Origin of the sequence: Burkholderia sp. IO2 (assembly GCF_029522185.1) — a bacterium.
Classification (GTDB): Bacteria; Pseudomonadota; Gammaproteobacteria; order Burkholderiales; family Burkholderiaceae; genus Burkholderia; species Burkholderia cenocepacia.
Genome location: NZ_JAKWFH010000016.1, coordinates 80,290 through 105,821 on the forward strand (window position 1 = coordinate 80,290; position 25,532 = coordinate 105,821).

The 25,532-nt window shown below is 66.4% G+C and carries 24 protein-coding genes; 17 read left to right on the forward strand and 7 right to left on the reverse strand.

The features are described 5' to 3' along the window. Positions 1–78 precede the first annotated feature (78 nt). The 3 genes from MMB92_RS12790 (at position 79) to MMB92_RS12800 (ending at position 3,884) form a co-directional block, all read left to right on the forward strand. Positions 79–1,335, forward strand: a complete 1,257-nt coding sequence (locus tag MMB92_RS12790; protein WP_027810457.1) for an ABC transporter permease — start codon at positions 79–81, stop codon at positions 1,333–1,335. A 37-nt stretch (positions 1,336–1,372) separates the two neighbouring features. Further along, a complete protein-coding gene (locus MMB92_RS12795) occupies positions 1,373–2,209 on the forward strand; it encodes an ABC transporter permease (RefSeq protein WP_012493204.1) in 837 nt (278 codons plus the stop codon). 256 nt (positions 2,210–2,465) lie between these two features. Then, positions 2,466–3,884, forward strand: coding sequence for an MFS transporter (locus MMB92_RS12800; RefSeq protein WP_006487759.1), 1,419 nt, complete (start codon positions 2,466–2,468; stop codon positions 3,882–3,884). A gap of 63 nt (positions 3,885–3,947) precedes the next feature. Here the strand turns inward: MMB92_RS12800 and MMB92_RS12805 are convergent, their stop codons facing one another. After that, positions 3,948–5,687 carry a S53 family peptidase gene (locus MMB92_RS12805; RefSeq protein WP_060268299.1) on the reverse strand — a complete coding sequence of 580 codons (1,740 nt, stop codon included), beginning with the start codon at positions 5,685–5,687 and terminating at the stop codon, positions 3,948–3,950. Positions 5,688–6,334: 647 nt separating this feature from the next. On the opposite strand from MMB92_RS12805, the gene MMB92_RS12810 reads away from it, so the two are divergent. Genes MMB92_RS12810 through MMB92_RS12820 form a run of 3 tightly spaced genes read left to right on the forward strand, consistent with a single transcriptional unit; the run spans position 6,335 to position 7,532 of the window. Next, positions 6,335–6,658, forward strand: a complete 324-nt coding sequence (locus tag MMB92_RS12810; protein ID WP_058902898.1) for a metalloregulator ArsR/SmtB family transcription factor — start codon at positions 6,335–6,337, stop codon at positions 6,656–6,658. Further along, on the forward strand, positions 6,658–7,095 hold the full coding sequence (locus tag MMB92_RS12815) for an SRPBCC domain-containing protein (protein WP_034202609.1): 438 nt from the start codon (positions 6,658–6,660) through the stop codon (positions 7,093–7,095). Before MMB92_RS12810 ends, MMB92_RS12815 begins: the two co-directional genes overlap by 1 nt. After that, positions 7,092–7,532 (forward strand): DUF1801 domain-containing protein, encoded by a 441-nt coding sequence (locus tag MMB92_RS12820; RefSeq protein ID WP_034202608.1) that lies wholly within the window; start codon positions 7,092–7,094, stop codon positions 7,530–7,532. Before MMB92_RS12815 ends, MMB92_RS12820 begins: the two co-directional genes overlap by 4 nt. A 176-nt stretch (positions 7,533–7,708) precedes the next feature. Here the strand turns inward: MMB92_RS12820 and acnA are convergent, their stop codons facing one another. The 5 genes from acnA to MMB92_RS12845 form a co-directional block, all read right to left on the reverse strand. After that, the gene (gene acnA, locus MMB92_RS12825; RefSeq protein WP_006495966.1) at positions 7,709–10,426 is read right to left on the reverse strand and encodes an aconitate hydratase AcnA; all 2,718 of its coding nucleotides are present in this window, start codon (positions 10,424–10,426) and stop codon (positions 7,709–7,711) included. Between the two features lie 52 nt (positions 10,427–10,478). Then, the gene (locus MMB92_RS12830; protein ID WP_006487726.1) at positions 10,479–11,930 is read right to left on the reverse strand and encodes a bifunctional 2-methylcitrate dehydratase/aconitate hydratase; all 1,452 of its coding nucleotides are present in this window, start codon (positions 11,928–11,930) and stop codon (positions 10,479–10,481) included. Positions 11,931–11,957: 27 nt separating this feature from the next. Beyond that, complete coding sequence (locus tag MMB92_RS12835; protein ID WP_006487782.1) at positions 11,958–12,470, reverse strand: hypothetical protein; 513 nt, start codon at positions 12,468–12,470, stop codon at positions 11,958–11,960. 230 nt (positions 12,471–12,700) lie between these two features. Continuing rightward, complete coding sequence (locus MMB92_RS12840) at positions 12,701–13,708, reverse strand: aldolase/citrate lyase family protein (RefSeq protein ID WP_006495965.1); 1,008 nt, start codon at positions 13,706–13,708, stop codon at positions 12,701–12,703. Between the two features lie 185 nt (positions 13,709–13,893). Then, complete coding sequence (locus tag MMB92_RS12845) at positions 13,894–14,880, reverse strand: malate dehydrogenase (protein ID WP_006487742.1); 987 nt, start codon at positions 14,878–14,880, stop codon at positions 13,894–13,896. A 288-nt stretch (positions 14,881–15,168) separates the two neighbouring features. Between MMB92_RS12845 and MMB92_RS12850 the strand changes: the two genes are divergently transcribed. The 7 genes from MMB92_RS12850 (at position 15,169) to gltA (ending at position 21,099) form a co-directional block, all read left to right on the forward strand. Beyond that, the gene (locus MMB92_RS12850) at positions 15,169–15,993 is read left to right on the forward strand and encodes a GntR family transcriptional regulator (RefSeq protein WP_077020964.1); all 825 of its coding nucleotides are present in this window, start codon (positions 15,169–15,171) and stop codon (positions 15,991–15,993) included. 169 nt (positions 15,994–16,162) lie between these two features. Then, the gene (sdhC, locus tag MMB92_RS12855; RefSeq protein ID WP_012493208.1) at positions 16,163–16,579 is read left to right on the forward strand and encodes a succinate dehydrogenase, cytochrome b556 subunit; all 417 of its coding nucleotides are present in this window, start codon (positions 16,163–16,165) and stop codon (positions 16,577–16,579) included. Positions 16,580–16,583: 4 nt separating this feature from the next. After that, entirely contained in the window at positions 16,584–16,952 is a 369-nt protein-coding gene (gene sdhD / locus MMB92_RS12860; RefSeq protein ID WP_006487767.1) for a succinate dehydrogenase, hydrophobic membrane anchor protein, read from the forward strand. Between the two features lie 3 nt (positions 16,953–16,955). Further along, the gene (sdhA, locus tag MMB92_RS12865; RefSeq protein WP_006487772.1) at positions 16,956–18,731 is read left to right on the forward strand and encodes a succinate dehydrogenase flavoprotein subunit; all 1,776 of its coding nucleotides are present in this window, start codon (positions 16,956–16,958) and stop codon (positions 18,729–18,731) included. Between the two features lie 21 nt (positions 18,732–18,752). Next, a complete protein-coding gene (locus MMB92_RS12870) occupies positions 18,753–19,454 on the forward strand; it encodes a succinate dehydrogenase iron-sulfur subunit (RefSeq protein WP_006479352.1) in 702 nt (233 codons plus the stop codon). 7 nt (positions 19,455–19,461) lie between these two features. After that, positions 19,462–19,731 (forward strand): succinate dehydrogenase assembly factor 2, encoded by a 270-nt coding sequence (locus MMB92_RS12875; RefSeq protein WP_006495963.1) that lies wholly within the window; start codon positions 19,462–19,464, stop codon positions 19,729–19,731. 66 nt (positions 19,732–19,797) lie between these two features. Beyond that, on the forward strand, positions 19,798–21,099 hold the full coding sequence (gene gltA, locus MMB92_RS12880; protein ID WP_006487713.1) for a citrate synthase: 1,302 nt from the start codon (positions 19,798–19,800) through the stop codon (positions 21,097–21,099). A 90-nt stretch (positions 21,100–21,189) separates the two neighbouring features. Here gltA and MMB92_RS12885 read toward each other — a convergent pair whose 3' ends face one another. Next, entirely contained in the window at positions 21,190–22,167 is a 978-nt protein-coding gene (locus MMB92_RS12885; RefSeq protein ID WP_080324260.1) for an AraC family transcriptional regulator, read from the reverse strand. Positions 22,168–22,239: 72 nt separating this feature from the next. Here MMB92_RS12885 and MMB92_RS12890 point away from each other — a divergent pair, with 72 nt between their 5' ends. The 4 genes from MMB92_RS12890 to MMB92_RS12905 all read left to right on the forward strand — a co-directional run bounded on the left by MMB92_RS12890 (position 22,240) and on the right by MMB92_RS12905 (position 25,522). Continuing rightward, complete coding sequence (locus MMB92_RS12890) at positions 22,240–22,629, forward strand: VOC family protein (RefSeq protein ID WP_060268294.1); 390 nt, start codon at positions 22,240–22,242, stop codon at positions 22,627–22,629. Between the two features lie 110 nt (positions 22,630–22,739). Continuing rightward, entirely contained in the window at positions 22,740–23,990 is a 1,251-nt protein-coding gene (locus MMB92_RS12895) for a DUF1479 domain-containing protein (protein ID WP_059722612.1), read from the forward strand. A 210-nt stretch (positions 23,991–24,200) separates the two neighbouring features. After that, positions 24,201–24,959 (forward strand): arginine deiminase family protein, encoded by a 759-nt coding sequence (locus MMB92_RS12900; protein ID WP_277562719.1) that lies wholly within the window; start codon positions 24,201–24,203, stop codon positions 24,957–24,959. Positions 24,960–25,057: 98 nt separating this feature from the next. Next, the gene (locus MMB92_RS12905) at positions 25,058–25,522 is read left to right on the forward strand and encodes an Lrp/AsnC family transcriptional regulator (protein WP_006487769.1); all 465 of its coding nucleotides are present in this window, start codon (positions 25,058–25,060) and stop codon (positions 25,520–25,522) included. The last annotated feature ends 10 nt before the right edge of the window (positions 25,523–25,532 follow it).

The window sequence follows — 25,532 nt, forward strand, 5'->3', positions numbered from 1 at the left end:
ACCGGCCGCGCGACGCGTCGATCGCGTCGCGCGGCATGCCGCCGGAACGTGTCCGGCCGGAGAGACCAGTTGAATACGATGACGATCGCGCCTTCCTCGCCGTCGACCGCCGCGCTCAAGCGCGAGCTGAAGGCCGCCGAGGCCCGCAAGCGCACGATGGCGCTGCTGCTGGTCGCGCCGCTCGCGATTTTCCTGCTGCTGATTTTCGTCGTGCCGATCGGCACGCTGCTCACGCGCGCGGTGCAGAACCCGGAGATCGCGACCGCGTTGCCGAACACGGTCGCCGCGTTGTCGGGCTGGGACCGCAAGACGCCGCCGGCGGACGCCGCGTATGTCGCGCTCGCGGCCGACATGACGAAGGTGGCCGACAGCGAGGCGATGGGCGCGCTCGCGCGGCGCCTGAACACCGAGATTCCCGGCTATCGCTCGCTCGTCGCGAAGACGGCGCGCGCGATGCCGCTGAAGGGCGACAATGACGCGGCGCTGACGCCCGCGCAGACGCGCGCCAAATTCATCGACCTCGATGCGCGCTGGGGCGACGTCGCGTACTGGCAGTCGATCGCGAAGAACGGCAGCCAGGTGTCGCCGTTCTACCTGCTCGCCGCGCTCGATCACAAGCAGGACGGCTTCGGCCACATCGTGCAAGCCGATCCCGATCAGTCGATCTACCTCGCGATCTTCGGCCGCACGTTCGTGATCGGCGTCGCCGTCACGCTGTTCGCGCTGCTGCTCGGCTATCCGCTCGCGTACTGGATCTCGACGCTGTCGGAACGACGCGCGAACCTCGTGATGATCCTCGTGCTGATTCCGTTCTGGACGTCGGTGCTCGTGCGCGTCGCCGCGTGGATCGTGCTGCTGCAGAGCGAAGGGCTCATCAACACGGCGCTGATCGGCAGCGGGCTGATCTCGCATCCGCTGACGCTGCTGTTCAACCGCGTCGGCGTGTACATCTCGATGACGCACATCCTGCTGCCGTTCATGATCCTGCCGCTCTACAGCGTGATGAAGTCGATCCCGCCGACCTACCAGCGCGCGGCCGTGTCGCTCGGCAGCCATCCGTTCGCCGCGTTCTGGCGCGTGTACGTGCCGCAAACCTATCCGGGCGTCGGCGCGGGCGCGCTGCTGGTGTTCATCCTCGCGATCGGCTACTACATCACGCCCGCGCTGCTCGGCGGGCCGAACGACCAGATGGTCAGCTACTACGTCGCGTACTTCACGAACGTGACGATCAACTGGGGCATGGCGTGTGCGCTCGGCGGGCTGCTGCTCGCGGCGACGCTGGTGCTGTACGCGGTGTACGGGCGCTTCACGCGCACCAACGTGAGCCTCGGCTGAGCGCCGGGCACAGGGAAACGGGAAGGGGATGCCGACCATGAAACTCGCCAGGCCGCTGTTCGCGCCGCACATGTCGTTCGTCGAGCGCGCGTGGTACGTCGCGTTGCGCGTGCTCGTCGTGCTGACGCTGCTGTACCTGATCCTGCCGGTGCTCGCGATCGTGCCGCTGTCGTTCTCGTCGAGCACGTTCCTCGTCTATCCGATTCCGGGTTTCTCGATGCGCTGGTACGAGAACCTGATCGCATCGGACGAGTGGCGCATGGCCGCGAAGAACAGCTTCATCGTCGCGCCGTCGGCGACCGTCGTCGCGACCGTGCTCGGCACGCTCGCCGCGATCGGCCTGACGAAGGCCGATTTCCGCGGCAAGGGGCTGCTGATGGCCGTGCTGCTGTCGCCGATGATCGTGCCCGTCGTCGTGGTCGGCGTCGGCATGTACCTGTTCTTCGCGCCGCTCGGACTCGCGAATACCTACACGGGGCTGATCGCCGCGCACGCGGCGCTCGGCGTGCCGTTCGTCGTGACGACGGTGGCCGCGACGCTGCAGGGCTTCAACCAGAACCTCGTGCGCGCGAGCCTGTCGCTCGGCGCGAGCCCGGTGTCGACCTTCTTCCGCGTGACGCTGCCGGTGATCGCGCCGGGCGTGATGTCGGGCGCGCTGTTCGCGTTCGCCACGTCGTTCGACGAAGTGGTCGTCACGCTGTTTCTCGCGGGCGCGGACCAGACGACGCTGCCGCGCCAGATGTTTACGGGCATTCGCGAGAACATCAGCCCGACGATCGCCGCGCTCGCCACGATCCTGATCATCTTCTCGACGAGCCTGCTGCTCGCGCTCGAATGGCTGCGCGGTCGCAATGCGCGGCGGGCAGTGTCGTAAATAGCGGCGGTCGGCCGCGCGCCGTCCGACAGGCGGCGAGACCGCCGCTCGTTGCGTCTTCATCGGTGCCGCTCGTTCGACGCGGCATGCCGAATCTTTCGTTTCGCTAACTGACGGCGCGGCCGCCTGCACGTTCGGTGCGGCTCTGCAACAATACGGCTCGCGGTGCCGCGCGTTCCGTTCTTGCCGCACGGAGCGCGCGTCGCCGCGCCGCTCAATCCGCGACGCCGCGCGTCGCTCGTCAGCCGAGCCCATCTTGTCCGAATTCGCTTCCCCCGCCGGCGCCCACGAGCCGGCCGTCAACTGGCGCGCGATGTCCGCCGTGCTGCTGGCCGTCGCGCTCGCGACGCTCGACACCGCGATCGCGAACACCGCGCTGCCCGCCATCGCGACCGACCTGCATGCGTCGCCGGCCGCGTCCGTGTGGATCATCAACGCGTACCAGCTCGCGATGGTCGCGACGCTGCTGCCGTTCGCGTCGCTCGGCGACATCGTCGGTCACAAGCGCGTGTATGTCGCGGGGCTGGCGGTGTTCACGCTGGCGTCGCTCGGTTGTTCGCTCGCGTCGACGCTGCCGATGCTGACGGCCGCGCGCATCGTGCAGGGCTTCGGCGCGAGCGCGATCATGAGCGTCAACGTCGCGCTGATCCGCGGCCTGTTTCCCGCGCATCGACTCGGGCGCGGCGTCGGCTTCAACGCGCTCGTCGTCGGCGTGTCGTTCGCGGTGGGGCCGACGATCGCGTCGCTGATCCTGTCGGTAGCCGCATGGCCGTGGCTGTTCGCGGTGAACGTACCGCTCGGCGTGTTCGCGCTCGCGGTGGCGATTCCGTCGCTACCGCAGACGGCGCGCGGCAAGCACGTGTTCGATCCGGTCGCTGCGCTGTTCAACGTGATCACGTTTGCGTCGCTGATCTTCGCGCTCGGCGAATTCGCGCAGCGCGGGCCGCTTTCCGTCGTGTTCGCGTCGGCCGCGGTCGCACTCGCGTTCGGCTGGCTGTTGATCCGCCGCCAGGCCGGGCATCCGGCGCCGATGCTGCCGGTCGACCTGTTCCGCCGGCCCGTGTTCACGCTGTCCGCGCTGACCGCCGTCTGCGCGTTCGCCGCGCAGGGCCTCGCGTTCGTGTCGCTGCCGTTCTATTTCGAAACCGTCCTGCATCGCAGCGCGGTCGAAACGGGGTTCCTGATGACGCCGTGGTCGGCGATCGTCGCGCTCGCCGCGCCGATCGCGGGGCGGCTGTCGGATCGTTATCCGCCCGGGCTGCTCGGCGCGATCGGCCTGGCGTTGCTGAGCGCGGGCATGGTGTCGCTCGCCGCGCTGCCGGTATCGCCGGGCGTCGTCGACATCGGCTGGCGGATGATGCTGTGCGGCGCGGGCTTCGGTTTCTTCCAGTCGCCGAACCTGAAGGCGCTGATGTCGAGCGCGCCGCCCGAGCGCAGCGGCGGCGCGAGCGGGATCATCGCGACCGCGCGGCTGATCGGGCAGGCGACGGGCGCGGCGCTGGTCGCGCTGTCGTTCGGCATTGCGGGGCGCCACGGGCCGACGCTTGCGTTGATGCTCGGCGCGGGTTTCGCGGGCGCGGCGAGCGTCGCGAGCGGGCTGCGGCTGTTCGCGCCGTCGCATCGGGCCGGCGCACCGGTCGTGTCGGAGCGCGTGAAGGAGCCGGCGACGGAGTAGGGGACGGGGCGGTCACAACCGGCGCACGGCAACCCTCGCCGCGCGCCGGCCTTCACGCTTCGCTCAGAACCCGCCCGACTTGATCAGCTGGTTGAGGTTCGCGATGTTCAGGCTGCCGAAGCCGGTGGTCAGATCCCAGCCGGTGCCGGCCTTGTAGCCATACCCCTGATAGCCGTTGTTGCCCGACGTGACGTCATAGCGTACGAGCGACGGATGCGACGGAATGTCCGCATAGAAGTTGCCGGCCGGGAAGCCGAGGCCGGTCCCGTTCGCCGCGAGCAGGCGGGCCCAGAAGCCCGTGAAGATCGGGGCGGCGAGGCTCGTGCCGCCGATCTGCTGCAACTGGCCGTAGTTGTAGATGTACGCGCCCGTGCTCTGCGCGGCGTCGAACGAGACGTCCGGCAACTGCCGATTGCTGCCCGACTGCCACGACGGCGCGGGCAGGATCGTGCTGACGCCGCCACCCGTCGCCCACAGCTTGCCGTTCGAATCGAGCCCTTCGTTCCACACCGTCTCGTTCGAGAACGCACCGGCCGACGTCGTGTAGAGCGTCGTGCCGCCGATCGCGAGCACGTGCGGCGACGAAGCCGGCCACGACACCGTGTAGTTCGCGCCGTCCGGATAGCCGCGGTTATTGCACTCGTACACGCCTTCGTCGCCTGAAGATACCGAGAACGTCTGGCCCTGCGCGGCGGCCGTCGTGAAGATCTGCTCTTCCGCGTCGAGCGTGCCGTCCGCGTTCGCATCGGTCTCGCACCAGCCGAGCGACACATTGATCACCTTCGCGGTGTTGTCCGACACCGCCCGGTTGAACGCCTGCGTGAGGCCCGTGTTGCCGGAGGCGTTCAGGTCCGCCATGTAGAACACCAGCTTGCCGACCTGGCCGCCGGCCGAGCCGACGATCGACTGGCTGTCGAGATCCCATTCGCCCTGGCCGTCCTGGTCGTCGCTGTAGCTGCCGCCCGTGCCGTTGGTCTTGACGGTCTGCGTGGAGACCGTGCCGTAGCCGTTGCTCGACGTGAACTGCTTCAGGTCCTGCAGCGTCTGCGACACGCCGCCGATCGTGATGATGCCGACCGTCACGCCGGCCGCGGTCGGCACGCCGGTCGCGTTGTAGAGGCCCGGGAATTCCTTCGGATAGTGGCCGGTGGCCGTGCCGGCGGCGAGTGCCTGCGGCTTCGCGACGTTGCCGATGCGCAGCATCGGCCGCGCACGCGCGACACTTTGCAGCCCGAGCACCGAGCCGACGACGTCGCCGAGTGCGCGCGGCACCTGCGCGGTCGACGTGTTGGCGAAGCCCGAGCGGCCCGCGTACTCGAAGTGCACGAGCGACGTGTTGAACGCAGCCTTCACCGTGCCGGCCGTGCCGCTGGCGGAGACCAGCAGCCGGTTCGGCGCGACCTCGACATTCGTGAAGCCGCTCTTGTGCAGATAGTCGACGACCGACTTCACCTGCGCGTCGGTCGGCGCGTAGTTCGCGAGGAATTGCTCGTGCGTCAGGTACTGGCGGTAATGCGCGCTGCCGGGCCGGTTCACGTCGCGCGCCAGTTGCTTGAGCTGCGCGGCGTTGCGCAGCTTCAGGCTGACGACGACGTTGGTCGTTTCACCGGCTGCCAGTTCGAGCGACGGCGCCGCACTGCGCGCCATCAACTGCGGGCCGGTCAGAAAGGCCTTCGTGTGGGTATCGACCCAATCCGTCGTCGCATGCGCCGCAGCGGCGGCGAACACGAGCGGTGCCACGCACGCCAGGCGGCGGGGCGACGGAAGGGGAAGGGGAAGGGCAAACCAGGCGTTCCTTTTCATCGGGAGTCCTTTTTTAGGAGAGGCGACGTTACTGGAACCCCCGGCCCTTGTGGGGCCGCGAGCGGTGACGAGCGTAGGGCCTCGGTGCCGTTCGGGTAGCTGCCAGTTTCCATAGCTGTCAGTTCTGACAACGGGGCGCATGAGTGCGCGCGCGGCGTCGTTCACGCTGGCAATGGCGGGCGCCGTGGGCGGAACCGGTTCGCGGCACGACGGCGCGGCCACGCGCGTCGCTCACACGCACGCGTCGTTCGTTGCAGCATCGGAATGTGCGCGGGCCTGGAAGGGCGCGCCGCGCGGTTGCGTGGCGTGTGCGTGTCAATGGCCGCACGCCGTATCGCACTATGTGGTCATTGGAAGCGACTCGTCAGGAACGGCTTCGTGCAGGCACAAGAACGGGGCAGGCCGAAGCCAAACGTTTCCCGAACTGTGGAACAGCCCAGCGGCCAGTCTTGCAGGCTGCTTTCGGATCGCGCGTCGCAATCGCGGATTAGAGGAAATGCTCGAATCGGGTGTCGACTCGAGCCAGTGCGACGCACGCACCCGTGGCGCGGGATCGAACGATGTCGTTCGCGAAATCCCGCCTTGACGTACGGCGATCAGCAGATATCCTTCAATCCATAACCATCGAGTTATGAATTGTGCCAGACATGCAGAACACCCACGACACGCTGTTCCGGACACTCGCCGATCCCACGCGCCGCGCGCTGTTCGAGCGGCTGTGCGCGGAGGGCGAGCTGACGGTCGCCGCGCTGACCGCCCGCGCGGGCGTGTCGCAGCCGGCCGTGTCGAAGCACCTTGGCGTACTGAAGCAGGCCGGGCTCGTGAACGACCGTCACGAAGGCCGGCAGACGCACTACAGCGCGCAGCCGCAGGCGCTGGCCCCGTTGATCGACTGGACGAGCCAGATGGCGGGCTTCTGGCAGAGCCGGTTCGATGCCCTTGAAGATCTGCTCAAAAGGATGGATCAGTAATGAACCAAGCTTCTACCGAAACGCGCTCCGTCGTCGTCGACCGGGAGCTGCCGCATCCGCCGGAGAAGATCTGGCGCGCGCTCACGCAACCGCACCTGATCGCGGCGTGGCTGATGCAGAGCGACTTCGAGCCCGTCGCGGGCCGTGCATTCACCTTTCGCGCGGACTGGGGCTCGGTCGACTGCACGGTCCTGACGATCGAGCCGCAGCGCGTGCTGTCCTATACATGGGCCGCCTATGGCCTCGAAAGCGTCGTGACGTGGACGCTCACGCCGACGCCGCGCGGCACGCTGTTGCGGATGGAGCAGGCCGGCTTCCGCACGGACCAGGAGCAGGCGTACCGCGGTGCGCAGCACGGGTGGGCGCAGTTCTTCGCGTCGCTCGAACAGGTGCTGGCGCGTCCCGATCCCGATGAAGGCACGGAGGCCCGCGCATGAGTACAACCGATCTCACGCCGTCGGCGCGCATCGACGCGCTGATCGCCGGCATCGCCGACTGGCGCGGCAAGACTTTCGCGGACCTGCGCCAGACGATCCTCGACGCGCAAGCGGGCATCGTCGAGGAATGGAAATGGATGGGCAGCCCCGTATGGTCGTGCGACGGGATGATCGCAGTGGCGAACGCGCACAAGGGCAAGGTGAAGCTGACGTTCATGCACGGCGCGAAACTGCCCGATCCCGACCAGCTGTTCAACGACGGTCTCGACGGCAATGCGCGGCGCGCGATCGATTTCTTCGAAGGCGACAGGATCGACAAGCGGGCATTGAAGAACCTCGTGCGCGCGGCGATCGAATACAACCGCACGCATCTGAAGAAGAACGCGCGATCGGGTTCCTCCGCGGGCGCGAAGGCGCGAACCAGCAAGGCGGCGTGACGCGCGAGCCGGATGCCGGCGGGTGACGTCGCGCGAAAGCGGGCCGCCGCCGTGCGATCGGCGCTGCGCCGGCCGCACACCGACCGGTGCACGAAAAAAAGCCCGACACGAGGTCGGGCATCCAAATCGGCCGCAACCGCCGCGAGGCGGCTGCGGCACCTGCAAAAGCAGGGCGCTTACGCTGCGAGCAGCGAGCGCAGCACGAACGGCAGAATCCCGCCGTGCTTGTAGTAATCGACTTCGATCGGCGTATCGATGCGCAGCAGCACCGGCACGCGCTGCGTTTCGCCGTTCTTGCGATGGATCACGAGCGTGACGTCCTGCTGCGGCTTGAAGTCGTCGCCGAGGCCTTCGATGTCGTACGTCTCTTCACCGGTGATGCCGAGCGACTGGACGCTGTCCGAGCCCTTGAACTGCAGCGGCAGCACGCCCATGCCGACCAGGTTCGAGCGGTGGATCCGCTCGAAGCTGCGTGCGATCACGGCCTTCACGCCGAGCAGTTGCGTGCCCTTCGCGGCCCAGTCGCGCGACGAGCCCGTACCGTACTCTTCGCCCGCGAACACGACGGTCGGCGTGCCGGCGGCCACGTATTGCATGGCCGCGTCGTAGATCGACTGCTGTTCGCCGCTCGGCTGGTGGATCGTCAGGCCGCCTTCGACCCGCGTACCGTCCGCCTTCGCCGGGATCATCAGGTTCTTGATCCGGACGTTCGCGAACGTGCCGCGCATCATCACGTCGTGGTTGCCGCGGCGCGAGCCGTAGCTGTTGAAGTCGGCCTTCTGCACGCCGTTTTCCTTCAGCCACTTGCCGGCCGGCGAGTCTTCCTTGATCGAGCCTGCCGGGCTGATGTGGTCGGTCGTGACCGAGTCGCCGAAGATGCCCAGGGCGCGCGCGCCCTTGACCGTCGGGATCGATGCAGCCGGCTCCATCGAGAAGTCGTTGCCGAAGAACGGCGGCTCGGCGATATACGTCGACTTCGGCCAGTCGTAGACCTCGCCCGTCTCACCCTCGATCTTGCTCCAGAGGTCGCCCTTCTTGGTCAGCTTCGAGTAGTTGTCCTCGAACTTCTTCGGGTCGAGCGCGAACTTGAGCAGCGCGTGGATTTCGTCGCTCGTCGGCCAGATGTCGCCGAGGTAGATGTCGCGGCCGCCCTTGCCCTTGCCGACCGGCTCGGTCATCAGGTCGCGCGTGATGTTGCCGGCGATCGCGTACGCGACGACGAGCGGCGGCGACGCGAGGAAGTTCGCACGGATGTTCGGGTGGATACGTGCTTCGAAGTTACGGTTGCCCGACAGCACGGCCGCCGCGACGATGTCGTTCTTCGTGATCGCTTCGTTCAGTTCCGGCGTCAGGTCGCCCGCGTTGCCGATACAGGTCGTGCAGCCGTAGGCCGCGACTTCGAAGCCGAGCTTCGACAGGTAGGGCAGCAGGCCCGTCTTCGTCAGGTACTCGGTGACGATGCGCGATCCCGGCGCGAGCGAGGTCTTGATCTTCGGGTCGACCGTGAGGCCGGCCTCGACCGCCTTCTTCGCGAGCAGGCCGGCGGCCAGCAGCACGCTCGGGTTCGACGTGTTCGTGCACGACGTGATCGCGGCGATCAGCACGTCGCCGTTCTTCACGTCGACGCCGTTGCTCGTCGTGTACTGGGTGTTCAGGTCTTCCGCCTTCTTCGCGAAGCCGTTCTCCGCGACCGGCTTCGAGAACAGGTCGGTGAACGTCGACTTGACGTGGCCGATCTCGATGCGGTCCTGCGGGCGCTTCGGGCCGGCCAGCGACGGGGCGACCGTCGCGAGGTCGAGCGTCACCGTCTTCGTGTAGTCGATGTCGCCGGCCTTCGGAATGCCGAACAGCTTCTGCGCCTTGAAGTAGTTTTCGAACGCGGCGATCTCGGCCTTCGTGCGGCCGGTGCCTTCGAAATAGTCGATCGTCTTTTCGTCGACCGGGAAGAAGCCCATCGTCGCGCCGTATTCCGGCGCCATGTTGCCGATCGTCGCGCGGTCCGGCAGCGACAGCGACTTCGTGCCTTCGCCGAAGAATTCGACGAACTTGCCGACGACCTTCTCCTTGCGCAGCATCTCGGTGATCGTCAGCACCAGGTCGGTGGCCGTCACGCCTTCGCGCAGCTTGCCCTTCAGCTCGACGCCGACGACGTCCGGCGTCAGGAAGTACACCGGCTGGCCGAGCATGCCGGCTTCCGCCTCGATGCCGCCCACGCCCCAGCCGACCACGCCGATGCCGTTGATCATCGTCGTGTGGCTGTCCGTGCCGACGAGGGTGTCCGGGTAGTACACGGTGTCGGCGCCGTCGGCCTTCTTGTGCACGCCGCGCGCGAGGTATTCGAGGTTCACCTGGTGGACGATGCCCACGCCCGGCGGCACGACCTTGAACGTGTCGAACGCCTGCATGCCCCACTTCATGAACTGGTAGCGCTCGTTGTTGCGCTGGAATTCCAGCTTCATGTTCAGGTCGAGCGCGTCCTTCTGGCGGAAGTAGTCGATCTGGACCGAGTGGTCGACGACGAGATCGACCGGGACCAGCGGCTCGATCTTCTTCGGGTTCTTGCCCGTGCGTTCGGCGACGCCGCGCATGGCCGCGATGTCGGCGAGCAGCGGCACGCCCGTGAAATCCTGCAGCACGACGCGCGACACGACGAACGGAATCTCGTCGACGCGCTTCGCGGTCGGCTTCCAGTTCGCGAGCTGCTCGATGTGCTCTTCGGTGATTTTCTTGCCGTCGTAGTTGCGCAGCACGGACTCGAGCACGATGCGGATCGACACCGGCAGGCGTTCGATCTTCGTCTTCAGCTCCTTGCCGAGTTGCGGCAGCGAGTAGAACTTGCCTTTGCCGGAACCGCTGTCGAATTCCTTGAGGGTCTTGTGGAGATTGTGGGCCATGGTGATTTTCCTGGGTTTAAGGCTAGGAAACAAAGAGTCCTGTATCTGACGGCTATATCACATACAAGTCGACGTACTCATCGACCGGCATCGCTTCGAGCTTTGCCTGGTCCAGCGACACGTCGAGAATCGCTTGTTGCTGCTTGGCCGGGAAGCGGCGGGCGAGGTTGGTCCTGAACTTCTCGACCAGCAGCGGAACGCCTTCGGCGCGGCGCCGCCGATGGCCGAGCGGGTACTCGACCGCCACTTCGGCAAGCTTCGATCCGTCCGTGAACGCGATCGTCAGCGCATTCGCGATCGATCGCTTGTCCGGATCGTGGTAATCCTTCGTGAACTGCGGATCCTCGACGCACACGGTTTTCGCGCGCAGCGCGTCGATGCGCGGGTCCGCCGCGGCCGAGTCTTCATAGTCGGCCGCGGTCAGCCGGCCGAACAGCAGCGGCACGGCGACCATGTACTGGATGCAGTGGTCGCGGTCGGCCGGATTGGCGAGCGGGCCCTGCTTGTCGATGATGCGGATCGCGGCCGCGTGCGTGCGGATCGTGATCCGGCTGATGTCGTCGGTCGTGCGGCCCGCCGCGGCGAGCTGCGCGTGCAGCTGCAGCGCGGCCTCGGCGGCCGTCTGCGCATGGAATTCGGCGGGGAACGCGATCTTGAACAGCACGTTTTCCATCACGTACGTGCCGTACGGGCGCTGGAAGCGGAACGGCTTGCCGTCGAACAGCACGTCGTAGAAGCCCCAGGTTTTGGCGGTGAGCGCCGACGGATAGCCCATTTCACCCGTTTTCGCGATCAGCGCGAGGCGCACCGCGCGGGACGTCGCGTCGCCGGCCGCCCAGGATTTGCGCGAACCGGTGTTCGGCGCATGGCGGTAGGTACGCAGCGCGTGGCCGTCGACGAATGCGTTGGAGACCGCGTTGATCAACTCGTCGCGCGTGAGCCCGAGGAGCCGCCCGACGACGGCCGTCGACGCGACCTTCACGAGCAGCACGTGGTCGAGCCCGACCGCGTTGAACGAATTCTCGAGGGCGAGGCAGCCCTGGATCTCGTGGGCCTGAATCATCGCGACCAGCACGTCGCGCATCGGGAGCGGCTTCCGGCCGGCCGCGCGGGCCGTGCGGGAGAGCCAGTCGGCCGTCGCCAGGATCCCGCCGAGGTTGTCGGACGGATGACCCCATTCGGCGGCGAGCCAGGTGTCGTTGAAGTCCAGCCAGCGGATCATCGCGCCGATGCCGAACGCGGCCTGGACGGGATCGAGCTGGAAGGACGTGCCGGGCACCTTCGCACCGTTCGGCACGATCGTGCCGGGCACGACGGGGCCGAGCAGCTTGGTGCAGGCAGGGTAGGACAGCGCCTCGAGTCCGCATCCGAGCGTGTCGATCAGGCAATGACGCGCCGTCTCCAGCGCGAGCGCGCTGTCGATACCGGTGTTCAGCACGTAGTCGACGATATCGACGAGTACCGTATCCGGAGCAGGGCGGACGTTGGAGACCGGGGCGGACATCGAGGGGCCGGGAGCGGAAAAACGCGCTTAGTTCGTGGCCGGCTTCAGCTCGTTCGACTGCGTCGGTGCTGCCGTGCCTTGCGCCATTTCCGGCGTCACGCATTCGTCCGCGAGGCGCTCGCCGCCGTTCGCGTCGGAGAACAGCATCGCCTTGGTCGGGATCACGACCAGCTTGAAGCCCGCTGCCGGATCGTAGAACGTGTCGGCGCCCGTCGTCGTGGTCTGACGCGGCAGCTTGTAGTTCTTCTTCGCCCAGTGAACCGTGACAACCTGGTCGCGCTTCATGTCGCCGGCGAGGTCGAACGACAGACCTTCCTTACAGGACCACTTGACCGCGCCGTCCGGTACCGGATCGACCTTGGCCGCCGCGCGTGCCTGCGCCTTCTTGCTGCGCGGGATGATGCGCTTGGCCGGCGCCGGGCGCTTGGCCGTGGCCTTCTTCGCGGTGGTGGCCGTACCCTGGGCAAACGCGCTCGGAGCCGACACCAGCATCGTGGCGGACAAGGCGCCGATGGCGGTAGCGATCAGGAGTTTCTTCATGGAGTCAGAACCTTTCGATAATCAGTTGACAAGGGCCGGCAATCGAAACTGCCGGCCGGTTTGAAACTGCACGCGCCCCGAAAGCGCGCAGCGGCCGCTATTTTCACCTATTTGGCCGCGCATATATCAGGTTTTCGGGCTCCGTTACGTTTTTTGTCGTTTCGCAAACCTCTGTCCGGTTCGCGCATCGACGAATGCATGAAACGCGTGTATCGACAGGCGGCGCGCGCTCACGGCGCGACGCCCGCTGCGGCAGGGCCGAACAGCGGCGCGGCCTCGGATGGTACGGGTTGGCCGGTGGCCTGCGCGCGGCGCAGCACCGACCAGTAATAACGATAACTCGCGCGATCGTGCAGCGTATCACCGTGGCGCGTCGGGCCCCAGTCGGCGGCCTGCGCGGCCAGCAGGATCTCGGCGGCCAGCGTGACTTCGTCGGTGCGCGGCGCGAACGCGTCGACGATCGGGCGGATCTGCGCGGGGTGGATGCTCCACATCCGCGTGAACGCGAATTCGTCGCGCGCGCGGCGCGCATCGCCGGCCACGACGCTCATGTCGCGCACCTCGGTCGTCACGTTGTGCGACGGCGTCTTGCCGTGCGCGTGACAGGCGGCGGCGATTTCCAGCTTCGCGCGGCGCACGAGCGGATGATCGAACTGGCCGGGCGAGCGCATCGCGGAATCGGGAATCGCGCCGTGGTGCGCGGACACGAAATCCATCAGCCCGAAGCTCAGCGTGCCGACCGTCGGCAGCGCGGCGAGGGCGGCCGCCTGCGCGAGCGCGCCGTGCGTCTCGATCAGCACGTCGACCGGGATCGGCTGCGCGATGCCGAGCTCGCGGCGGGTGCCTTCGATGAACGCGGTCATTTCGGCCGCGTCGGCGGCGTTCGCGACCTTCGGCAGTGTGATGTAGGCGGGTACGCGCGATGCGCGCAGCACGATGCGCACATCGTCGCGCCAGTGCGGATGGGAAAAGTCGTGGATGCGGACGCCGACGCGGCCGAAGCGGTTCTCGGCGCTGCCGAGCAGGTCGGCGACGAGCGCCGCGTGCGCGGCCTCCTGGCCGACGGCCGCGCCGTCCTCGCAGTCGAGTGTCAGGTCGAACACGGGACCCAGCTCGGCCTGCAGCGCGAGCGACTTGCGCATCAGCTTCTCGCTGCCCGCGTAATGATCGCAGCAGGGCAGGATCGCGGGCGGGGGCGCCCCGTCGTACAGCACTTGTGCAGGAGTGAGCACGGCCATCTCTTCTACGTCAGGGAAGCGGGTCAACGTGGAGAAAATCGGATTCGGGCAGGTTCTGGGCCGGTGCGCGGCGGGCGCCGGGCGGCAAAACGTGCGCGGATCGGATCGTTCGGCAGGGCCGGCGGCTGGCCGGCCCGGACCGGAACCGGGTGGCCCGAGGGCCGCCCGGCAAAGGCGCATGATGCTTAGTTCTTCAGCAGGTGGGCGACGCCATCGCGCTCTTCGAGCAGCTCGGCCAGCGTGCCGTCCATCTTCTCGCGCGAGAACGCGTCGATTTCCAGGCCTTCGACGCGCTTGTATTCGCCGTTTTCGCAGGTGACCGGCACGCCGTAGATGATGTCTTCGGGGATGCCGTACGAGCCGTCCGACGGGATGCCCATCGTGACCCACTTGCCGTTCGTGCCGAGCACCCAGTCACGGACGTGGTCGATCGCCGCGTTGGCTGCCGACGCTGCCGACGACAGGCCGCGCGCTTCGATGATCGCCGCGCCGCGCTTGCCGACGGTCGGGATGAACGTGTCGCGGTTCCACACGTCGTCGTTGATCAGCTTCAGCAGCGATTCGCCTTCGGCGGTCGCGAAGCGGAAGTCCGGGTACATCGTCGGCGAGTGGTTGCCCCACACGGCGAGCTTCTCGATCGACGCGACCGGCTTGCCCGACTTGGCGGCGAGTTGCGACAGCGCGCGGTTGTGGTCGAGGCGCAGCATGGCCGTGAAGTTCTTCTTCGGCAGATCCGGCGCCGACTTCATCGCGATGTACGCGTTCGTGTTCGCCGGGTTGCCGACGACCAGCACCTTCACGTCGCGGCTCGCGACTTCGTTCAGCGCAGCGCCCTGAACCGTGAAGATTTCGGCGTTTGCCGACAGCAGGTCCTTGCGCTCCATGCCCTTCGAGCGCGGACGTGCACCGACCAGCAGCGCGACGTCTGCATCCTTGAATGCAACCTTCGGATCGTCGGTGATCACGACGCCCGCGAGCAGCGGGAACGCGCAATCGTCGAGTTCCATCACGACGCCTTTGACGGCGGCTTGGGCTTGCGGGAGGTCGAGCAGTTGCAGGATGACCGGCTGATCCTTGCCGAGCAGGTCGCCGTTCGCGATGCGGAACAGCAGGGAGTAAGCGATTTGACCTGCGGCGCCGGTGACGGCAACGCGCTTTGCGGGCTTAGCCATTGAAAATCTCCAGGACGGGTGAAGCGTTGGACGCGAGCGAAAACGCCATTCTATGCGCGTTGTGCGTAGCGTTGCATTGAAGCAGGGCGGAGGACTCGCGATGGCAGACGCGGTGAACCTGGAGACGGCCGTGGCACGTAGCCGGGGACGCGCTGTTGCACCCGCGAACCCTTGCTCGACCGGGAGTGTAGGAGCCGTCACGCGCAAAGTCAAACGGTATCATATGTCTTATATAAGACAGATGTTTTGCGGAAATTGAGTGGACGAAAAAGTGCGGTTTGTGATGAAATGCGCGCCATGACATCGAACCAGGCGAACACCGCGAATCAGACCGGCGCAGGCGGCCCAGGGCAGCCGGGCGCGGGCGATCCCGCAGCCTCGCCCGCGGCCTCCGCGTCGCCGACGTTCAGCCCGTTATACCAGCAGATTAAGTCATTGATCACGCAAAGTCTCGAATCCGGCGAGTGGAAGCCGGGCGAGATCATCCCCAGCGAAGTGGAGCTCGCGGCCCGTTACAAGGTCAGCCAGGGCACCGTTCGCAAGGCGATCGACGAGCTGGCCGCCGAAAACCTCGTGGTCCGGCGGCAGGGCAAGGGCACTTTTGTTGCAACGCACAACGAAGATCGCGCGCAGTTCCGCTTCCTGCGGCTGCTGGCCGACGACGGTGCCGAGCACCCGCACGTGAGCCGCCTGCTCGAATGCCGGCGCCTGCGCGCGCCGGCCGAGATCGCGCGGCAGCTCGACCTGAAGCCGGCCGATCCCGTCGTGCAGGTGCGCCGCCTGCTGGAGTTCGAGAACGAAGCGACGGTGCTCGACGAGATCTGGCTGCCGGGTGCGATGTTCCGTGGGCTCACGTTCGAGCGGCTGAGCGAATACAAGGGGCCGCTCTACGCGATGTTCGAGACGGAGTTCGGTACGCGGATGATCCGCGCGACGGAGAAGATCCGCGCGGTCGCGGCGGATCCGGCGGTGGCCGACCTGCTGCACGTGCCGGCGGGTTTCCCGCTGCTGTCGGTGGAGCGCGTGTCCTATACGTACGGGGACCGGCCGGTGGAAGTGCGACGCGGCTGGTATGTCACAACCGGGTACTACTATCAGAATGACTTGAGTTGACGACGTTTGGCTCAGGCCGCGTGCATTCGCGTACCCCACGCTCGCGAAGCACGTTTCGGGCCGCCTTTGTTCTTGTTCGCGCAACTATCCAGAGCAGACTTTCGCTGCAGCGCGATATAAAAAGGCGCTAAAATTGCGGATTAGTGTGACAACATAGTAGGGGTCTAGCATGACTGACGCAGTAAGAAAGCCGAGGCCGGAATACCGGAACATCGGATTCGGCGATATCACGATGAAATATCGCATGCCGCTGGCGGCGATATTGTCGATTCTCCATCGAGTCAGCGGCGCGCTGCTGTTCTTGTTCCTGCCGTTCCTGCTGTTCCTCTTCGACCAGAGCCTGACGTCCGAGCTCAGCTTCGAAGTCTTCAAGGCCTTCCTCTCCAACATCGTCGTCAAGCTGATCGTCCTCGCGTTGTCGTGGGCCTTCTTCCACCATTTCTGCGCCGGCATTCGCCACCTGCTGATGGACGTCAATCACGACGCCGTCACGAAGGAAGGCGGCAAGCGGACGGCCGTCGTCGTCTTTGTCGTCTCGATCGCGCTGACGATCGCCATGGCACTCAAACTGTTCGGAGCATTCTAAGAAAATGGCAGCCAACAACCGAATCGGCTCGAAGCGCCTCGTCGTCGGCGCACACTACGGCCTGCGCGACTGGCTCGCGCAGCGCGTCACCGCCACGATCATGGCGGTCTACACGGTCATTCTGCTCGTCCTGTTCTTCGGCGCGCACGATTTTTCGTACGAAGGCTGGGCATCGATCTTCGCCGCGCAATGGATGAAGCTCGCGACCTTCGTGATGCTGCTTTCCCTCTTCTACCACGCATGGGTCGGCGTGCGCGACATCTGGATGGACTACGTGAAGCCCGTCGGTGTGCGCCTGCTGCTGCAATCGCTGACCATCGTCTGGCTGCTCGCATGTGCGGGCTACGCCGCGCAGATTCTCTGGAGAGTGTAAAGAATGGCTGCAATCAAAACTTCCCTCCCGCGCCGCAAGTTTGACGTCGTGATCGTCGGCGCGGGCGGCTCCGGCTTGCGCGCGGCGCTGCAACTGTCGCGCGCGGGCCTGTCGGTCGGCGTGCTGTCGAAGGTGTTCCCGACGCGTTCGCACACGGTGGCCGCGCAAGGCGGTATCGGCGCGTCGCTCGGCAACATGAGCGAAGACAACTGGCACTTCCATTTCTACGACACGATCAAGGGCTCCGACTGGCTCGGCGACCAGGACGCGATCGAATTCATGTGCCGCGAAGCGCCGAACGTCGTGTACGAGCTCGAGCACTTCGGCATGCCGTTCGACCGCAACGCGGACGGCACGATCTACCAGCGTCCGTTCGGCGGCCACACCGCGAACTACGGCGAGAAGCCGGTCCAGCGCGCTTGCGCGGCCGCCGACCGTACCGGCCACGCGCTGCTGCACACGCTGTACCAGCAGAACGTCGAAGCGAAGACGCAGTTCTTCGTCGAATGGATGGCGCTCGACCTGATCCGCGACGCGGACGGCGACGTGCTCGGCGTGACGGCCCTCGAGATGGAGACGGGCGACGTCTACATCATGGAAGGCAAGACGACGCTGTTCGCGACGGGCGGCGCAGGCCGGATCTTCGCGGCATCGACCAACGCGTTCATCAACACCGGCGACGGCCTCGGCATGGCCGCGCGTTCGGGCATCGCGCTGCAGGACATGGAGTTCTGGCAGTTCCACCCGACCGGCGTGGCCGGCGCGGGCGTGCTGATCACCGAAGGCGTGCGCGGCGAAGGCGGGATCCTGCGCAACGCGAACGGCGAGCGTTTCATGGAGCGCTACGCGCCGACGCTGAAGGATCTGGCGCCGCGTGACTTCGTGTCGCGTTCGATGGACCAGGAAATCAAGGAAGGTCGCGGCGTCGGTCCGAACAAGGATCACGTGCTGCTCGACCTGTCGCACATCGGCGCCGAGACGATCATGAAGCGTCTGCCGTCGATCCGCGAAATCGCGCTGAAGTTCGCGAACGTCGACGCGATCAAGGAACCGATCCCGGTCGTCCCGACGATCCACTACCAGATGGGCGGCATCCCGACCAACATCCACGGTCAGGTCGTCGGCACGTCGCGCGGCCACAAGGATCCGGTCAACGGTTTCTACGCAGTGGGCGAGTGCTCGTGCGTGTCCGTGCACGGCGCGAACCGCCTCGGCACGAATTCGCTGCTGGACCTCGTGGTGTTCGGCCGTGCGGCCGGCAACCACATCGTCGAGCACGTGAAGAACCAGAAGGAACACAAGCCGCTGCCGGCCGATGCAGGTGAATTCTCGCTGGCGCGCCTCGCGAAGCTCGACAAGTCGACGTCGGGCGAATACACGCAGGACGTCGCGAACGACATCCGCTCGACGATGCAGAAGCACGCAGGCGTGTTCCGCACGTCGGAACTGCTGAAGGAAGGCGTCGACCAGATGGCCGGCCTGAAGGCGCGCGTGGAAAACATCCACCTGAAGGACAAGTCGAAGGTGTTCAACACCGCGCGCGTCGAAGCGCTCGAGCTGGAGAACCTGATCGAAGTGGCCCGCGCGACGATGGTGTCGGCGGAAGCGCGCAAGGAAAGCCGCGGCGCGCACGCGCACAGCGACTACGAACACCGTGACGACGAGAACTGGCTGCGCCACACGCTGTGGTACAGCGAAGGCGATCGCCTCGACTACAAGCCGGTTCAAATGAAGCCGCTGACGGTCGAATCCGTGCCGCCGAAGCCGCGCACGTTCTAAGCCGAGTCAAAGGAATCCGAAATGGCAAAACGCATTTTTGAAGTCTACCGCTACGATCCGGACAAGGACGCAGCGCCGCGCATGCAGACGTACGAGCTCGAGATCCAGCATGAGCGCATGCTGCTCGACGCACTGGTCAAGCTGAAGGCCCTGGACGAGACGCTGTCGTTCCGTCGTTCGTGCCGTGAAGGCGTGTGCGGTTCGGACGCGATGAACATCAACGGCAAGAACGGTCTCGCGTGCCTGACGAACCTGAACGACCTGCCGCAGAAGATCGTGCTGCGTCCGCTGCCGGGCCTGCCCGTCGTGCGCGACCTGATCGTCGACATGACGCACTTCTTCAACCAGTACCACTCGATCAAGCCGTACCTGATCAACGACGCGCCGCCGCCGGAGAAGGAACGCCTCCAGTCGCCGGAAGAGCGCGACGAGCTCGACGGCGTGTACGAGTGCATTCTGTGTGCGAGCTGCTCGACGTCGTGCCCGAGCTTCTGGTGGAACCCGGACAAGTTCGTCGGCCCGGCCGGCCTGCTGCAGGCTTACCGCTTCATCGCGGATAGCCGCGACACGGCGACCGGCGAGCGTCTCGACAACCTGGAAGACCCGTACCGTCTGTTCCGTTGCCACACGATCATGAACTGCGTCGACGTTTGCCCGAAGGGCCTGAACCCGACGAAGGCGATCGGCAAGATCAAGGAACTGATGGTCCGCCGCGCTGTTTAAGGTCGAGATGAGCGATTCGCATCAATCCGACCCGCACCGTCGCGCGCGCCTTCGCTGGCGTGCGCGGCGGGGTCTGCTGGAAAACGACATCGTTTTCGAACGGTTCTTCAGCAGATACGAGCATGACCTCACCGATGCAGACGTAGGCGCGTTGTCGCGCCTGCTCGATCTGAGCGACAACGACCTGATGGACTTGCTCCTCGCGCGCAAGGAACCAGAGGGCGACCTAGACAGCCCGGACATTCACCGGCTGTTGGAGATGCTGCGCAACGTGTAACGCCAAGGTGTAACGCGCTGTGCCCGTTATCGAATCCCGTTTCTTTATTTCGATTGAGGATGTGCCATGACTCCGTCTGATGTTAAAGCCACGCTATCGTTCAGCGACAACTCGCCGAGCGTCGAACTGCCGATCTACAAGGGCACGATGGGCCCGGACGTGATCGACATCCGCAAGCTGTACGGCCAGACCGGCAAGTTCACGTACGACCCGGGCTTCATGTCGACGGCTTCGTGTAATTCGGCGATCACGTACATCGACGGCGACAAGGGCGAACTGCTGTATCGCGGCTACCCGATCGACAACCTCGCGCAAAACGCGGACTTCCTCGAAAGCTGCTACCTGCTGCTGAAGGGCGAACTGCCGAACGCCGCGCAGAAGAAGGAATTCGTCGACACCGTCACGAAGCACACGATGGTGCACGAGCAGATGCACTTCTTCTTCCGTGGCTTCCGTCGCGACGCGCACCCGATGGCGATCCTGGTCGCCGCGGTCGGCGCACTGTCCGCGTTCTACCACGACTCGCTCGACATCAACGACCCGCGTCACCGCGAAGTGTCGGCGATCCGCATGATCGCGAAGCTGCCGACGCTCGTCGCGATGGCGTACAAGTACAGCATCGGCCAGCCGTTCGTGTATCCGAAGAACTCGCTGTCGTACAGCGCGAACTTCATGCACATGATGTTCTCGAACCCGTGCGAAGAGTACAAGGTCAACGACGTGCTCGTCCGCGCGCTCGACCGTATCCTGATCCTGCACGCCGATCACGAGCAGAACGCATCGACGTCGACGGTCCGCCTGGCCGGCTCGTCGGGCGCGAACCCGTTCGCGTGTATCGCAGCCGGTATCGCGTGTCTGTGGGGCCCGGCGCACGGTGGTGCGAACGAAGCCGCGCTGAACATGCTCGAGCAGATCGGTTCGCCGGACAACATCCCCGAATTCATCAAGCAGGTGAAGGACAAGAATTCGGGCGTGAAGCTGATGGGCTTCGGCCACCGCGTGTACAAGAACTACGACCCGCGTGCGAAGCTGATGCGCGAAACGTGCTACGAAGTGCTGAACGAACTGGGCCTGCACGACGACCCGCTGTTCAAGCTCGCGATGCAGCTCGAGAAGATCGCGCTGGAAGACGAATACTTCGTGTCGCGCAAGCTGTACCCGAACGTCGACTTCTACTCGGGCATCGTCCAGCGCGCGCTGGGCATCCCGACGTCGATGTTCACGTGTATCTTCGCGATGGCACGTACGGTCGGCTGGATCGCACAGTGGAACGAAATGATTGCGGATCCGGAACAGAAGATCGGCCGTCCGCGTCAGCTGTTCATCGGCGATACGCCGCGCGAAGCGAAGCCGCTCAACGCACGTTAAGCCGTGTGTGGCGCGAACGGCCGGCAGGCCGCTCGCGTCGGGCAATCGCCACGCCACGACACCCCGACGGGTCAGCCCGTCGGGGTGTTTTCATTTGGGCGGTCGATGTAGGCCCGATCCGGTGCGGCGCTCCAGCGACGGCGGCCGTGTGTCGAGCGCGGGCGCATCGCCGTCGGGCGCGTGGCCGTGCTGCTTGAAGAACTGCCGGTACGCGCCGGGCGTCGTGCCGCGCGCGGCGAGGAACTGGCGATTGAAGTTCGCGGCATTCGGAATGCCGCAGCGCGCGGCCACCGTCGCGATCGGCCAGTCGGTGCCGACGAGGTGGCGGCATGCATGCGCGAGCCGCAGTCGTTGCACGTAGCGGCCGACGCTTTCGCCGAGATGCCGGACGAACAGCCGTTGCAGCGTGCGTTCGGACATGTGCGCGGCAGCGGCGAGTGCATCGATGCGCAGCGGTTCGTGGAAATGCCGGTCGATCGCGTCGAGCACGCGGTCGAGGCGCTCGGCTTCGGGCGCGGCCGGGTCGGCGGGCGATGCGGCGCCGTCGGGCCGGTCGTACGCATGCGCGGTGGCGAGCGGTTCGCCGCCGGCTTCCGCGAGATCGGCAAGCGTGTCCAGCGTGGCCGCGAGCCGCACGCGCGGCGACGGATCGAGCAACAGCGGCAGCCGCGCGCGCATCGCGCGGGCCGTCTCCCCGTCGAAGCGCAGGCCGGGCGCCGCGCGTCGCAGCAGCGAACGCAGCGGCGCGTATTCGGGGCAGCAGTCGGCCAGCCGCCGCGCCCAGTCCCCGTCGAACCAGACGACGAGCGCGACCTCGGGCGCGTCGCGATCGATGCGCGCGTTCGACGACCACGTATGCGGCAGGTTGGGCGGCACGAGCACGAGATCGTCGTCCGCGTAGTGTGCGACGTGATCGCCGATGAAGCGCTGGCCGCGGCTGTTGAGCGTCAGCGTCAGTTCGTACTCGGGATGGCGATGCCATTCGAACGGGATGCGCGCGAGCTGGCGATGATAGACGCGGATCGAACAGCCGGATGCGAACGTCACGTGCTCGTATTGCGGTTTCATCACGGCCTCCGTTTGGGGGCGGGCAGCGCGTCGTGGCATGATCGTGAGCGATCGTCACCCCGGAGCGATGCCATGTTTTCACATGTTTGCGTGGGCGTCAGCGATACGGCGCGCGCCTACGATTTCTACGCGCCGCTGTTCGCGGCACTCGGGCTGCGCCTGAAATTCCGCGAGCCCGACGGCTGGTCGGGCTGGATGCCGGCCGACGCCGAGCGGCCGCTGTTCTTCTTCGGCAAGCCGCTCGACGGCCACGCGCCGGCGCCGGGCAACGGCCATACGATCGCGTTCGATGCACCGACCCGCGCGCACGTCGATCGCTGCCACGCGCTCGCGCTGCGGCAGGGCGGCACCTGCGAAGGGCCGCCGGGCCTGAGGCCGTACTATCACCGCGACTATTACGGCGCCTATTTCCGCGACCCGGACGGCAACAAGCTCTGCGTGGTCTGCCATCGTCCCGAGTGACATGCGATTGTCAGGATTGTATCGATCATTGGCCGGATAGTGGTGATCGCGGCCATGCGCCGGCCGTACGCTGACGGCACATCACGACACGCTTCAGCGAGGAGACGACGATGCAACTGACGATTGACGATCTGCCCGCCGCGATTCGCGCGGCGAAACGGGCGCTGCGCGCCGACTTGCCCGGTTACGCGGCCACGTTCCGCGAACTCGAAGGCGACATTGCACGGCAGGTCGACGCGATCCGCCGCGCGCACGCGCATGGCCATGACGTGATTCCGGTCGTGCCGTTCGCGGATATCGCGGCCGGGAGCGTCGATCCGCACGCACTTGCCGCGATCCGCACGCATGGCGCGGTCGTGATCCGCGGCGTGTTCGATGCGCGGCAGGCAAGCGACTGGAACGACGAGATCGGCGCGTATCTGGATGCGAACCGTTTCGCCGAGCGGCTGCATGCACGCGCGGAGGACCGTTACTTCGGCAATCTCGCGTCGGGCAAGCCGCAGATTTACGGCGTCTACTGGTCGAAGCCGCAGGTGGCTGCGCGCCAGTCGCCTGCGCTCACGCAGGCGCGCGTGTTTTTGAACCGCTTGTGGCGGCATGCGGACGGCGCGCGCACGCATTTCGATCCCGACCAGGTGCCCGCGTATGCGGACCGGATTCGCCGCCGGCCGCCCGGTTCGACGTCGCTCGGGCTGTCGCCGCATGTCGACGGCGGTTCCGTCGAGCGCTGGCTCGGCGCGAATTTTCGGCAGGTCTATCGTCACGTGCTGGCCGGCCGCTGGCGCGATTACGATCCGTTCGATGCGGCGTTCCGACCCGACGTCGAGGAGATTCCGTCGCCGGCCGTGTGTTCGATGTTCCGCACGTTCCAGGGCTGGACCGCGCTGACGCCGCAAGGGCCCGGCGACGGCACGCTGCAGCTGATTCCGGTCGCGAACGCGATGGCCTATGTCGTGCTGCGCGCGCTGCAGGACGACGTCGCCGACGACGACCTGTGCGGCGCGCGTCCCGGCCGCGCGCTGTCGATTCGCCCGGAATGGCACGCGCTGCTGCTCGACGCGCTGGTGCCGATCCCGCACATGGCGCCGGGCGACGCGGTGTTCTGGCACGGCGACGTCGTGCATGCGGTCGAGGATGCGCATCGCGGCAGCGGCGACAGCAACGTGATGTACATTGCGGCCGCGCCCGGCTGCGCGAAGAACGACGCGTACCTGCAACGCCAGCGTTCCGCGTTCCTGCGCGGCGACAGCCCGCCCGATTTCCCGGCCGATCATTTCGAAGTCGATTTCGACGGCCGCGCGGAGGAGGGCGAACTCACGGCGCTCGGCCGTTCACAGATGGGGTTCGCGCCCGGTGCATAAAGCATGTGCGGCGGCCCCGAACGGCCGTTCGCGAGACCGCGGGCGGGCCGTCTGCCGAATCCGCTGCGTGGTGCACGCAATTCGACGCAATCGGCTGTCGGCGCCGCCGAAATCGACGCGAATGGCGCAATTTGGCTTCCGATAATGGTCCGGACACAACGCCGCCGGCCCGTGCGCCGCACGGATGCGGCGCAGACCATGGAGGAGTCGATGCAATTCACGCAAGCGATCGTTCGCCGTCCCGCGCCGTCCTGCGGCGCGGGCCTGACCACCGCCCAACTCGGCGCACCCGATTACGACAAGACGCTCACGCAGTTCCACGCGTACTGCGACGCGCTGCGCACGCTCGGCGTCGAGTTGACCGAACTGCCGCCGCTGGAGGCGTTTCCCGATTCGCACTTCGTCGAGGACGTCGCCGTCGTCACGCCGGAATTCGCGGTGATCACGCGTCCCGGCGCGCCCGCCCGGCGCGGCGAGACGGTTCATATCGAAGCGGCGCTCGCCGCGCATCGCGAACTGCTGCCGATGCAGTCCGGCCGTCTCGACGGCGGCGACGTGATGCTGGTCGGCAAGCGCTTCTTCATCGGCCTGACGAGCCGCACCGACGCGGAAGGCATCGCCGCGTTCGACGCGCTGGTGTCGCGCCATGGCTATTCGGTCGTCGCTGTGCCGGTCGGCGCCGGCCTGCACCTGAAATCGGTCGTCAACGCGCTCGGCGACGACACGCTGCTCGTGACCGACGCGCTGGCCGCGCATCCGGCATTCGCCGACTATCGCCGGATCGCGATCTCGGCCGCCGACGAATACGCGGGCAACACGCTGCGCGTGAACGGTACGCTGATCACGCCGGCCGGCTATCCGCGCGTGCATGACGCGATCGCGTCGCTCGGCATGCCGCTGCACGTGATCGACACGAGCGAGTTCCGCAAGATGGACGGCGGCCTGACCTGCCTGTCGCTGCGGTTCTAGCCGATTGGCGCGCGGCCGCTTCGGCCGGATAATGTGGCCCCCGTGCGGAACGGCACACGTTCCGCGCACCAGCCACGACCCGACCGGAGCGAACGCGGATGACCGACAAGAAGATGCAGCTCGACAAGATCGATCTCCGGATCCTCGACATCCTGCGTACCGACGGGCGAATTTCGTACCGGAAGCTGTCGGAGCTCGTGAACCTCACGCCGCGGCCGTGCCAGGCGCGCGTGGAGCGGCTCGAGGCGCTCGGCGTGATCGAAGGGTATCGCGCGGTGATCAAGGCGCCGCGCGCGACCAAGCCGATCGTCGTGATCGCGCAGATCGTGCTGGCCGACCACGGGCGTTCGCAGGCGCCGTTCGAGGAGGAAATGCGCGCGAATCCGGCCGTGCTCGATTGCTGGCTCGTCAGCGGCACGTTCGATTTTCTCGTGCGGCTCGCGTGCGAGGATCTCGACGAGTACCGGCGGATCGCGAACGTATGGCTGGAAAGCCCGCGATTCCGGATCGAGAAGATCGTGACGACGGCCGAACTGCAGGCGATCAAGCGCAGCGTCGTGTGATGCGACCGGC

Bases quoted from the DNA above. Each gene is read 5' to 3' on its own strand.
- MMB92_RS12845 (WP_006487742.1), bottom strand. From the start codon at position 14,880: ATGGCTAAGCCCGCAAAGCGCGTTGCCGTCACCGGCGCCGCAGGTCAA.
- sdhC (WP_012493208.1), top strand. From the start codon at position 16,163: ATGACTGACGCAGTAAGAAAGCCGAGGCCGGAATACCGGAACATCGGA.
- MMB92_RS12895 (WP_059722612.1), top strand. From the start codon at position 22,740: ATGCAACTGACGATTGACGATCTGCCCGCCGCGATTCGCGCGGCGAAA.
- MMB92_RS12835 (WP_006487782.1), bottom strand. From the start codon at position 12,470: ATGAAGAAACTCCTGATCGCTACCGCCATCGGCGCCTTGTCCGCCACG.
- MMB92_RS12795 (WP_012493204.1), top strand. From the start codon at position 1,373: ATGAAACTCGCCAGGCCGCTGTTCGCGCCGCACATGTCGTTCGTCGAG.
- sdhA (WP_006487772.1), top strand. From the start codon at position 16,956: ATGGCTGCAATCAAAACTTCCCTCCCGCGCCGCAAGTTTGACGTCGTG.
- MMB92_RS12870 (WP_006479352.1), top strand. From the start codon at position 18,753: ATGGCAAAACGCATTTTTGAAGTCTACCGCTACGATCCGGACAAGGAC.
- sdhD (WP_006487767.1), top strand. From the start codon at position 16,584: ATGGCAGCCAACAACCGAATCGGCTCGAAGCGCCTCGTCGTCGGCGCA.
- MMB92_RS12890 (WP_060268294.1), top strand. From the start codon at position 22,240: ATGTTTTCACATGTTTGCGTGGGCGTCAGCGATACGGCGCGCGCCTAC.
- MMB92_RS12805 (WP_060268299.1), bottom strand. From the start codon at position 5,687: ATGAAAAGGAACGCCTGGTTTGCCCTTCCCCTTCCCCTTCCGTCGCCC.
- MMB92_RS12900 (WP_277562719.1), top strand. From the start codon at position 24,201: ATGCAATTCACGCAAGCGATCGTTCGCCGTCCCGCGCCGTCCTGCGGC.
- acnA (WP_006495966.1), bottom strand. From the start codon at position 10,426: ATGGCCCACAATCTCCACAAGACCCTCAAGGAATTCGACAGCGGTTCC.
- MMB92_RS12905 (WP_006487769.1), top strand. From the start codon at position 25,058: ATGACCGACAAGAAGATGCAGCTCGACAAGATCGATCTCCGGATCCTC.
- MMB92_RS12790 (WP_027810457.1), top strand. From the start codon at position 79: ATGACGATCGCGCCTTCCTCGCCGTCGACCGCCGCGCTCAAGCGCGAG.
- MMB92_RS12820 (WP_034202608.1), top strand. From the start codon at position 7,092: ATGAGTACAACCGATCTCACGCCGTCGGCGCGCATCGACGCGCTGATC.
- MMB92_RS12875 (WP_006495963.1), top strand. From the start codon at position 19,462: ATGAGCGATTCGCATCAATCCGACCCGCACCGTCGCGCGCGCCTTCGC.
- MMB92_RS12850 (WP_077020964.1), top strand. From the start codon at position 15,169: ATGCGCGCCATGACATCGAACCAGGCGAACACCGCGAATCAGACCGGC.
- MMB92_RS12830 (WP_006487726.1), bottom strand. From the start codon at position 11,930: ATGTCCGCCCCGGTCTCCAACGTCCGCCCTGCTCCGGATACGGTACTC.
- MMB92_RS12885 (WP_080324260.1), bottom strand. From the start codon at position 22,167: ATGAAACCGCAATACGAGCACGTGACGTTCGCATCCGGCTGTTCGATC.
- MMB92_RS12815 (WP_034202609.1), top strand. From the start codon at position 6,658: ATGAACCAAGCTTCTACCGAAACGCGCTCCGTCGTCGTCGACCGGGAG.
- MMB92_RS12810 (WP_058902898.1), top strand. From the start codon at position 6,335: ATGCAGAACACCCACGACACGCTGTTCCGGACACTCGCCGATCCCACG.
- gltA (WP_006487713.1), top strand. From the start codon at position 19,798: ATGACTCCGTCTGATGTTAAAGCCACGCTATCGTTCAGCGACAACTCG.
- MMB92_RS12840 (WP_006495965.1), bottom strand. From the start codon at position 13,708: ATGGCCGTGCTCACTCCTGCACAAGTGCTGTACGACGGGGCGCCCCCG.